9 protein-coding genes and 1 pseudogene are annotated in these 8,844 nt (G+C 73.8%); 7 read left to right on the top strand and 3 right to left on the bottom strand.

All coding sequences use genetic code 11. From position 1 onward, the window contains the following. Positions 1 to 24: 24 nt before the first annotated feature. The 3 genes and pseudogenes from QNO07_RS25480 to QNO07_RS25470 all read left to right on the top strand — a co-directional run. Positions 25 to 1,071, top strand: a pseudogene (locus QNO07_RS25480) (AIM24 family protein); the annotation flags it as partial. A 10-nt stretch (positions 1,072 to 1,081) separates the two neighbouring features. Beyond that, a complete protein-coding gene (locus QNO07_RS25475) occupies positions 1,082 to 1,765 on the top strand; it encodes an AIM24 family protein (RefSeq protein WP_283994805.1) in 684 nt (227 codons plus the stop codon). Positions 1,766 to 1,776: 11 nt separating this feature from the next. Then, positions 1,777 to 2,562, top strand: coding sequence for an AIM24 family protein (locus QNO07_RS25470; RefSeq protein ID WP_283994803.1), 786 nt, complete (start codon positions 1,777 to 1,779; stop codon positions 2,560 to 2,562). A 71-nt stretch (positions 2,563 to 2,633) separates the two neighbouring features. Here QNO07_RS25470 and QNO07_RS25465 read toward each other — a convergent pair whose 3' ends face one another. Together QNO07_RS25465 and QNO07_RS25460 are read right to left on the bottom strand one after the other, a co-directional pair. Further along, complete coding sequence (locus QNO07_RS25465) at positions 2,634 to 3,161, bottom strand: NUDIX hydrolase (protein ID WP_283994802.1); 528 nt, start codon at positions 3,159 to 3,161, stop codon at positions 2,634 to 2,636. Further along, positions 3,158 to 4,624: a zinc-dependent metalloprotease gene (locus QNO07_RS25460; RefSeq protein WP_283994800.1), complete on the bottom strand. Its 1,467-nt coding sequence runs from the start codon at positions 4,622 to 4,624 to the stop codon at positions 3,158 to 3,160. The genes QNO07_RS25465 and QNO07_RS25460 overlap by 4 nt, the downstream gene beginning before the upstream one ends. Positions 4,625 to 4,772: 148 nt before the next feature. Between QNO07_RS25460 and QNO07_RS25455 the strand changes: the two genes are divergently transcribed. From QNO07_RS25455 to QNO07_RS25440, 4 genes are all read left to right on the top strand, one after another. Continuing rightward, the gene (locus tag QNO07_RS25455) at positions 4,773 to 5,882 is read left to right on the top strand and encodes an SDR family oxidoreductase (protein ID WP_283994798.1); all 1,110 of its coding nucleotides are present in this window, start codon (positions 4,773 to 4,775) and stop codon (positions 5,880 to 5,882) included. Between the two features lie 115 nt (positions 5,883 to 5,997). After that, on the top strand, positions 5,998 to 6,459 hold the full coding sequence (locus QNO07_RS25450; protein ID WP_283994796.1) for a molybdenum cofactor biosynthesis protein MoaE: 462 nt from the start codon (positions 5,998 to 6,000) through the stop codon (positions 6,457 to 6,459). 252 nt (positions 6,460 to 6,711) lie between these two features. Beyond that, positions 6,712 to 6,933 carry a hypothetical protein gene (locus QNO07_RS25445; protein WP_283994795.1) on the top strand — a complete coding sequence of 74 codons (222 nt, stop codon included), beginning with the start codon at positions 6,712 to 6,714 and terminating at the stop codon, positions 6,931 to 6,933. 25 nt (positions 6,934 to 6,958) lie between these two features. Beyond that, positions 6,959 to 8,059, top strand: a complete 1,101-nt coding sequence (locus QNO07_RS25440; protein WP_283994794.1) for a YlbL family protein — start codon at positions 6,959 to 6,961, stop codon at positions 8,057 to 8,059. Between the two features lie 121 nt (positions 8,060 to 8,180). Here the strand turns inward: QNO07_RS25440 and QNO07_RS25435 are convergent, their stop codons facing one another. Continuing rightward, positions 8,181 to 8,780: a PPA1309 family protein gene (locus QNO07_RS25435; protein ID WP_283994792.1), complete on the bottom strand. Its 600-nt coding sequence runs from the start codon at positions 8,778 to 8,780 to the stop codon at positions 8,181 to 8,183. Positions 8,781 to 8,844: the final 64 nt, after the last annotated feature.

Here is an 8,844-nt window from a genome sequence, read left to right as displayed (position 1 = left end):
GGTACCGGCTGAACGGCATGTGGCCCGCCAGGCAGGGCATCGCCCTGGCGTTCGCCGCCGGCCGCCCCCGCCCCACCGGCCGGCTTCGGCCCGCCCGCCGCGTCCCCGCCGCCGCCGGCCCCCGTGCCGCAGCACGCCGCACCGACGCTGGCCGCACCGCTCACCCTGCCCCCGCAGGGCCCGCACGCACCTCAGCCGCCCGGCCCGCCGCAGCAGTACTCGCCCCCGCCGGGAGTGCCCGCACCCGCCCAGGCCCCGCAGGCGCCCCCCGCCATGCACCCGCCGTCCATGCACCCGCCCGGCATCCCCGCCCCCGGCATGCATCCGCCCGCCATGCCCCCGCCCGCCATGCACCCGCCGATGCCCGGCCAGGGAGCCCCCGCCGGGCAGGGTGTGCCGCAGGGCGGCGCCGCCGGGCTGCGGGTCACGCTGGAGAAGTACCGCGAGGCACCCACCGGCCAGCGCTGGACCCTGCAGAACTCGCAGCTGGCCCGCGTCGACCTCGGCGTCGACCCGCAGCCGGTGCTGGCCCGCCAGGGCAGCATGGTGCTCTACCAGGGCAAGGTCGACTTCGGTTACAAGGGCGCAGGGTTCCGCAACCGCGTGGTGGGCAACGCCACCGGCCAGGAGATGCAGCTCATGCGCTGCACCGGCAACGGCCAGGTGTTCCTGGCCGAGGACGCCGACTACCTGCACCCCATCGAGCTCCAGGGCGACGCCATCTGCGTCTCCGCCGAGCGGGTCCTCGCCTTCGACGAGTCGCTTCAGCACGAGGTGCGGCGCATCGAGGGCCACGGCATCCCCGGCGGCGCCCTGTTCACCATGCAGTTCCAGGGCACCGGCACGGTCGTGGTGAAGACCCACGGCACCCCCGTGGTGCTGCCCGTCACGCCCACGACGTACGTCGACGCCGACGCGGTGGTCGCCTGGTCGGCAGCGGCCCAGGCGATCGTCTCCACTCAGGTGCGGCTGCGCCGGCAGGCGTACCCCGGGCACAGCGGGGAGAGCGTGAACCTCCAGTTCCGCGGTGCGCCGGGGAACTTCGTCGTCGTCCAGCCCTACGAGATCTGAAGGCGCCGCCATGAGCCAGCAGTCGCTTACGGGCTTCGCCCCGACCCCGCCAGCCGCCCGCATGGAGAACCACGGCAGCAACATGCTGAAGGTAGCCATGGCCGGCGGACACGACCTGTTCGCCCGCACGGGCTCGATGGTCGCCTACGAGGGCTTCGTGCAGTACGAGCCCAACCCGCCGGCCGTCCGCCAGATGGCCTCGCAGTGGCTCACCGGCGAAGGCGCGCCGCTGATGCGCTGCCACGGTGACGGGCTGCTCTACCTCGCCGACTACGGCGCCGACGTCGTGGTGCTGCACCTCGCCGAGGACAGCCTGTCCGTCAACGGCACCAACATCCTCGCTTTCGACGCCCACCTGCGGTGGGGCGTGCAGCGTGTCAAGGGCATGGCCAAGTTCGCCGGCCAGGGCCTGTTCAACGTGGAGATCTCCGGTACGGGATGGGTGGCGCTGACGTCCCGCGGCACGCCGATCGTCGTCGACTGCGGGCGCGGTGCGGACGAGACGTACGTCGACCCGGACGCGCTGGTGGCCTGGTCCACCAACCTGCGCATGAAGGGCAAGCGCAGCTTCAAGGCGTCGTCGATGATCGGCCGGGGCAGCGGCGAGGCCTACCAGCTCGGTTTCTCCGGGCAGGGATTCGTTGTCGTCCAGCCCAGCGAGGACAGTGCCGACCGCCTCCGGGCGCGGGGCTGAGGGGGAGCACCATGCAGAGTCCGCTTTTCGCGTACACCGAGGTCCAGAGCCAGGACCGGTACACGCTGCAGAACGACAAGATGCTGCGTGTCGCGCTCACGGGCCACGAGGACGTGCTCGCCCGCAAGGGCAGCATGGTCGCCTACCAGGGGCTCGTCGAGTTCGACGGGGAGTACCGCACCCAGGGCCAGCGCCACGCCCGCTCGGCGACCGGCGAGGGCCTCGACCTGATGCGCTGCTCGGGCCAGGGCACGGTCTACCTGGCGAACCTCGCCCAGGCGATCCACGTGGTCGACGTGGACCAGCAGGGGCTGACGGTGGACGGTGCCTACGTGCTTGCCCTCGACTCCCACCTGCACTGGGACGTGGTGAGCGTCGACAGCCAGTACGGCATCTCCGGTTCGGGCAAGTACAACCTGGTGATCTCAGGCCAGGGCAAGGTCGCCCTGATGACGTCGGGCCAGCCGCTGACGATGCGGGTCACGCCGGACACCTACGTGAGCGCCGACTCCGACGCCGTGGTCGCCTGGTCCAGCTCGCTGCGCGTGCAGATGCAGGCGCAGACCAGCTCGTCCGGTGTGTGGCGGCGGCGCGGCCAGACCGGTGAGGGCTGGGAGCTGAGCTTCATGGGCGAGGGCTTCGCCCTGGTCCAGCCCAGCGAACTGCTGCCGTCGCAGGGCGCCGAGATCGGGCAGGGACTGCGAGCCCAGTACGGCATGGGCGGTCAGGGCGCGCACGGCCGCAACCAGGGCAACGCCTGGGGCGGCCAGCAGGGCGGCAGCATCTTCACCAACTGACCCCCGACGACTGCGGGACCCGGACGTGCGACACCGGACCTGCGGACCCCCGGGTCCCGCAGGTCCGGGCCTCAGACCAGCACGCGGACCCGCTCGGTCAGCAGCGCCACCGAGCGGTCGGCCACCTCGGCGACCTCGTCGAAGCGGTACCAGCGCAGGTCGAGCGACTCCTCGCTGACCGCCTCCACCGCGCCGGGCGGGGCCAGCGCCGCGTACTGCACGTCCAGGTGCCAGGCGCACGGCGTGCGGTGCCGGTCCAGTCGCACCGGCCCGCCGGGCAGCAGCCGCAGGTCCGCGATGCCGGACTCCTCGACGGCCTCCCGCAGCGCGGCCCCGGCGAGCGTGCTGTCGCCGGGCTCGCAGTGGCCGCCGGTCTGCAGCCACATGCCCAGTTTGCGGTGCAGGGTCAGCAGCACCTGCCCGCGCTCCGGGTCCACCACCAGCGCGCTTCCGGTCAGGTGCCCCTGCGCGCACGCCTTCCACATGCCCTCGGGATGCTCCCCCAGGTGCTCCACGTACTCCTGGCGCAGTGCGTCCTGCGCCGGCCCGGGTGCGGTCCACTCCGTCAGGGCGCGCACCGCGTCCTGGTGCAGGCTCACTTCTGCTCGTCGTCCTCGCGCCCGGTGCCGCGTTCGCCGGGACCGTCCGGGCCGTCGGCCTGCTCCCGGCCCTCAGGGCCGGGGGAGTCCTTGCCCTTGGCGCTGCCGGCGGCGTCGCCCAGCATCCGGTCCAGCTCGGAGAAGTCGGCCTGCTCGTGGTGCACGAAGCCGTCCGGGTCGTCCAGGTCGGCGGCGGTCGGCAGCATGTCGGGGTGCTCCCAGAGCGCGTCCCGGCCGTCGGTGCCGCGGGCGTCGGCCAGCGAGGCCCAGAGCCGGGCGGCGTCCCGCAGGCGCCGGGGCCGCAGCTCCAGGCCGATCAGCGTGGCGAAGGTCTGCTCGGCCGGGCCGCCGGACGCGCGCCGTCGCCGCAGGGTCTCCCGCAGTGCGTCTGCCGAGGGCAGGTGGGGCTGTGCGGCGGCGTGCACCACCGCGTCGACCCAGCCCTCGACCAGCGCCAGCGCCGTCTCCAGGCGGGCCAGAGCGGCCTTCTGCTCGGGGGTGTCCTCCGGCTGGAACAGGCCCTGCTGGAGCTTCTCCTGGATCTCCTCCGGACGGGCCGGGTCGAGCTGCCCGACCACGTCCTCCAGCTTCTCGGTGTCCACCTTGATGCCGCGCGCGTAGCCCTCCACCGCGCCGAACAGGTGCGAGCGCAGCCACGGCACGTGCGCGAACAGCCGCTGGTGCGCGGCCTCGCGCAGCGCCAGGTAGAAGCGCACCTCCTCCTGCGGCACGCCCAGACCGGAACCGAACGCGGCGATGTTGGCGGGCAGCAGCGCGGCCTTGCCCGCAGGGCCCAGCGGCAGCCCGATGTCGGTGGACCCCACGACCTCACCGGCCAGCACGCCCACCGCCTGGCCGATCTGGGTGCCGAACATGGCGCCGCCCATGGACCGCATCATGCCGAGCAGCGGGCCTGCCATGGCCTGCATCTCCTGCGGCAGCACGTCGCCCATCGCGGCACCGACCTGCTCGGCGACCGGGTCGACCAGCTCCCGCCACACCGGCAGCGTCGCCTCGACCCACTCGGCGCGGCTCCACGCCACGGCCGAGCCGGAACCCGACGGCAGCGACGTGGCGCCGTCCAGCCACAGGTCGGCCAGGCGCACCGCCTCCTCGACCGCGGCCCGCTCCTGCGGGCCCACGCTGGAGTCCTTCGAACCGTCCGGCGCGCCCTGGGCGACGGTCTGGCGCGCGATGTCCTTGGCCATGTCCCAGTTGACCGGCCCGCTGTCGTAGCTCAGCATCTGCCCGAGCCGCTGGAACGCGGCACCGAGGTCGGCGGGGTTGCCGCCGCCGAGCGAACCGAACATCGCCGCGAGCGGGTTGTCGGCGCTGCCCTGGCCGTCGCCGAAACCGAACGGCCCCTGGCCCTGGCCGGGGCCCTGACCGGGCTTCTTCCGCGCCTCGTCGCCGTCCTCCGGCTCCTCCGGCGGAACGCCGAATCCGAATGGGGTGTCGCTCACGGGTTTCCTCGGATCTCTGCGGTGACGGGTGGACTTCGCGCTCGGCCGGCGCGGCCTGTGAGGGGCTCTACCCCCCAGCCTAGACACGAGTCAGGCAGGATGGGGGGCTGGCGCATGCCGTACCGGAAACAACCGCTGGAGAAGTCCGTTGAGTTCCCAGGAGTCGAACGTTCGCGCAACGCGAAACGGTGCCGCCCGCCGTGTCGTGGCGGTGACCGGAGCCGCCTCGGGGGTCGGCGCGCTGCTGGCCCGGCGGCTCGCGGACAGCCCGGAGATCAGGCAGGTGGTCGCGCTGGACGAGCGGAGAGGGGACCTGGACGACGCCCAGTGGCACGTGCTCGACGTACGGGACCCGGCCATCGCGGACCGGTTCCGCCGCGACGGCGAGCCCGTGGACGTCGTGGTGCACCTGGCGCTCGACCTGGACCTGGGCACGGACGCCGCCGCCCGGACCGCCTACAACGTGCGCGGCGCGCAGACCGTGCTGACCGCGGCTGCCGCCGCCGGGGTGCCCCGGGTCGTGCTGTGCACCTCGGCGATGGTCTACGGCGCGCTGCCCGACAACGACGTGCCGCTCGCGGAGGACGCCGAGCTGCGGGCCACCGCCGAGGCGACCGGCGTCTCCGACCTGCTGGAGATCGAGCGGCTGGCCGAGCGGGCGCCCCGCGCGCACCCGGGGCTGGACGTCACCGTGCTGCGGCCCGCGGTGCTCGTCGGCGGCACCGACACCGCGCTGACCCGCTACTTCGAGTCGCCGCGGCTGCTGGTCGTCGCCGGCTCGCGTCCCTGCTGGCAGTTCTGCCACGTCGAGGACCTGGTGAGCGCCCTGGAGTTCGCCGCGCTGGAGAAGGTCGACGGTGTGCTCGCCGTGGGCTGCGACGGGTGGCTGGAGCAGGAGGAGGTCGAGGAGCTGTCGGGGGTGCGGCGCATGGAGCTGCCGTCCGCGGTGGCGCTGGGAGCGGCCTCCCGGCTGCACCGGCTCGGCCTGACTCCGTCCCCGGCCGGGGACCTGGCGTACACCATGAACCCGTGGGTGGTCAGCGGCAGCCGGCTGCACGACGCGGGCTGGCGTCCGGAGTGGACCAACGAGGAGGTCCTGGCGGAGCTGCTGGCGGAGGTGTCGGGCCGGCACACCGTCGCCGGCCGACGGCTGGGACGCAAGGACGCCGCCACCACGCTCGGCGCGGCCGGCGCCACCGTCGCTCTGGTCGGCACGGCCGCCCTGGTCCGCCGGGCCAGGAAGCGCCGCGGCCTGTGACCGTCCGGCCGGCCGCGTGGAGCGGGCGCCCGGCCGGCGGGGTGGTCCACGCGCCGGTCGTCCACGCGCTGGTCGGCGGTTCCGAAATCCGGTCGGGTGCGGCAGCATGAGCCGCATGGCCCTGAGCGAAGACCACCCCGGCGAGCGCGCCGCCGCCGACCCGATCCGGCTGCTGGCGATCCGCGAGACCCCGCTGTCCCTCGACGAGGTGCACCGGGCGGTCGGTGACGACGCCGCCGGGGGCACCGCGCTGTTCGTCGGCACGGTGCGCAACCACGACGGCGGCAGCGACGTGGCGGCGCTCGGGTACTCCGCCCACCCGACGGCCGAGGCGGAGCTGCGCCGGGTCGCGGAGAAGGTGGCCGCCGACTTCCCCGTGCGCGCGCTCGCCGCGGTGCACCGGGTGGGCACGCTCACGGTCGGTGAGGCGGCCGTGATCGTCGCGGTGTCCTGCCCGCACCGCGGGGAGGCGTTCGAGGCCTGCCGCAGGCTCATCGACGACCTCAAGCACCAGGTGCCGCTGTGGAAGCACCAGACGTTCGCCGACGGCACCGAGGAGTGGGTCGGCGCCTGCTGACCCCCGTCGGCACGCCCCGCGGGCACACCCCCTGCCGAACGTCCCTTTTCGGCCGATCGGGTGACGGTCCGCCGGGTCTGTCCGGCAGCCCCCATGAGCCTCTGCCCTGCGCCTGCGGCGGTCCTGGGCCCCCTGCTGCGGGGCGGCCGGATTCCGCCCGGTTGCGGAACCCCGGTCCCGGGCCGAGCGTTGTCACTCCGACGACGGATCACCGTCCGACCCACGGCTCGGGCGGGGGAGTGGGAGGCGTTCATGGCTTCGCTGGTCTGGCTGCTGATACCGCTCACCGCCGGCATATCCGCGGTCGTATGGGCGTCGTGGGCCGCCCGTCAGATAGCCGACGGCAGCAGCGGCGACGCCGCCGGGGTCGCCGGCTACGACGCCTTCCGCACCGCCATGGAACGCTCGCAGGACCGCACGGGCCGGGGGCTGGCGCGGATGGCCACGGACGGACCGTCCCGAGCGGCCGACTGACAGGTCCGTCCCGTACTGTCGTCGCATGTCACGCCGACACGCGACGCTCCTCGCCTCCACTCTGCTGCTGATAGGCATGCTCTGCGCCCTGGTGCTGGTGCGCGTGCCCTACGCCGAGCTGTCGCCCGGCCCGACCGTGAACACGCTGGGCGAGCACGCCGGCGACCCGGTCCTGAACATCGAGGACGAGGACCAGCGGACGTACCGCACCACCGGTCACCTCAACATGACGACGGTGCGGGTCACCAGCGCCGACTACCGCATGGGCCTGGTCGAGGCGATGTACGGCTGGTTCAAGGACGACGCGGCGGTGGTGCCGCGGGAGACGCTCTACCCCGACGGCAAGACGGCCGAGCAGGCCGAGGAGGAGAACGCCGAGGAGTTCTCCCAGTCGCAGGAGAGCGCGAAGGTCGCCGCCCTGAAGGAGTTGGGCCTGAAGGTCCCCACCCGCACGGTGGTGGCGTCCGTGGTCAAGGGCAGCCCCGCGCAGGGCACGTTGAAGGCCGGCGACGTCATCAAGGCTGTGGACGGCAGCCCGGTGCGGCAGCCCGGCGACGTCGCCGAACTCGTCACAGAGCACGAGCCCGGCGAGGACGTGGTGTTCACCGTCGTGCCGGTGAAGACGGCCGAGGCCGCGGAGAAGGCCGGTGACGACCCGGCGGAGGGCGACACCCGCGAGGTCACGGTCACCACCGCGGCGGCCGACGACGACCAGCGGGCCATCGTCGGCATCCAGGCCGGGACGGCCCACACCTTCCCGGTCGCCGTCGACATCAAGCTGGCCGACGTCGGCGGCCCGAGCGCGGGCCTGATGTTCGCGCTGGGCATCGTGGACAAGCTCTCCCCGACCGACCTGACCGGCGGCGCTTTCGTGGCCGGCACCGGCACCATCGACGGCGAGGGCCAGGTCGGCCCGATCGGCGGCGTGACCATGAAGACCCGGGCCGCGAAGGCGGCGGGCGCCTCCTACTTCCTCACCCCCGAGGCCAACTGCCCGGCGGCGGCGAAGAGCGGGCCCGACGGACTCACCCTGGTGAAGGTCACCAGCATGGACGACGCGATGGACGCGCTGGAGCAGATCCGCGAGGACCGCACCGACGACCTGCCGCGCTGCGCCGCGGGCTGATCCCGCCCCCGCAAGCAGCCCCCGGGGCGCCGGGACAGCACTGCCCGGCCTCGGCCCCCGTGCCGCCCGTCACGGGCGGGGCGCGGGGGCCGGGGAGCCCGCCGGTCCGCGTAGGCGGCTGTCAGCCCTCGAAGGTGGCGGTCAGCGCGTCGGCGAGGCCGGGCACCAGGTTCCCGCCGGTCAGCACCTCTGTGGTGCTGTCCTTGTCGCGCAGCCGGATCGCCGACTCGCGGGTGCCGTCCCGGAGCACCGCCACCGTCATGCGCACCTCCTGGTGCTGCGGGTGCTCGGCCACCCAGCGGGCGAGCTGCTCGTCGTCCAGGTCGTCCGGTACCTCGCCCTCCGCGCTCGGCGGCAGCATCAGCCGCTCCACCGTCATGGCGCATCCGGTGACCGCGTCCGGCCAGGCGATGGTGCCGAGGAACTCGTCCAGCGGGAGGCCGTCGGGCAGCTCGTCCTGCTCGACGGGGGTGAGGGCGGCCTGCGCCGGGCCGTCCTCTTCGGTGTCGTCGAGTCCGAGCTGGCCGGCGAGGGCGGGCTCCTCGCTGCGCAGCCGCGCGGTGTCGACCAGGGCGAACAGCCGGGCCGGCTGGTCCCAGCCGAGCCCCGCGGTGTACTCGTCGATCTCCAGTACGGCCCGGGTCAGGGGAGTGGCGGCCAGCGGTGTGCCGCCCGTGGCACCGGCGGGGGAACCGGCGCCGTCAGGGGAAGTTTCACTCATGCCCATATCGTGCCCTGCATGACCCCGGAAACGGGAACTGAGTAAAGCTTGAGTAAGTTGACTA

Origin of the sequence: Streptomyces sp. 549, from assembly GCF_030124175.1 — a bacterium.
Classification (GTDB): Bacteria; Actinomycetota; Actinomycetes; order Streptomycetales; family Streptomycetaceae; genus Streptomyces.
Note: the sequence above shows the minus strand (reverse complement) of the source record. Positions and strands in the feature narration are given on the sequence as shown.

What these genes read in the sequence shown, in the direction of transcription:
- QNO07_RS25445 (WP_283994795.1), top strand. Translation starts at nt 6,712, where the DNA reads ATGGCTTCGCTGGTCTGGCTGCTGATACCGCTCACCGCCGGCATATCC.
- QNO07_RS25475 (WP_283994805.1), top strand. Translation starts at nt 1,082, where the DNA reads ATGAGCCAGCAGTCGCTTACGGGCTTCGCCCCGACCCCGCCAGCCGCC.
- QNO07_RS25450 (WP_283994796.1), top strand. Translation starts at nt 5,998, where the DNA reads ATGGCCCTGAGCGAAGACCACCCCGGCGAGCGCGCCGCCGCCGACCCG.
- QNO07_RS25470 (WP_283994803.1), top strand. Translation starts at nt 1,777, where the DNA reads ATGCAGAGTCCGCTTTTCGCGTACACCGAGGTCCAGAGCCAGGACCGG.
- QNO07_RS25435 (WP_283994792.1), bottom strand. Translation starts at nt 8,780, where the DNA reads ATGAGTGAAACTTCCCCTGACGGCGCCGGTTCCCCCGCCGGTGCCACG.
- QNO07_RS25440 (WP_283994794.1), top strand. Translation starts at nt 6,959, where the DNA reads ATGTCACGCCGACACGCGACGCTCCTCGCCTCCACTCTGCTGCTGATA.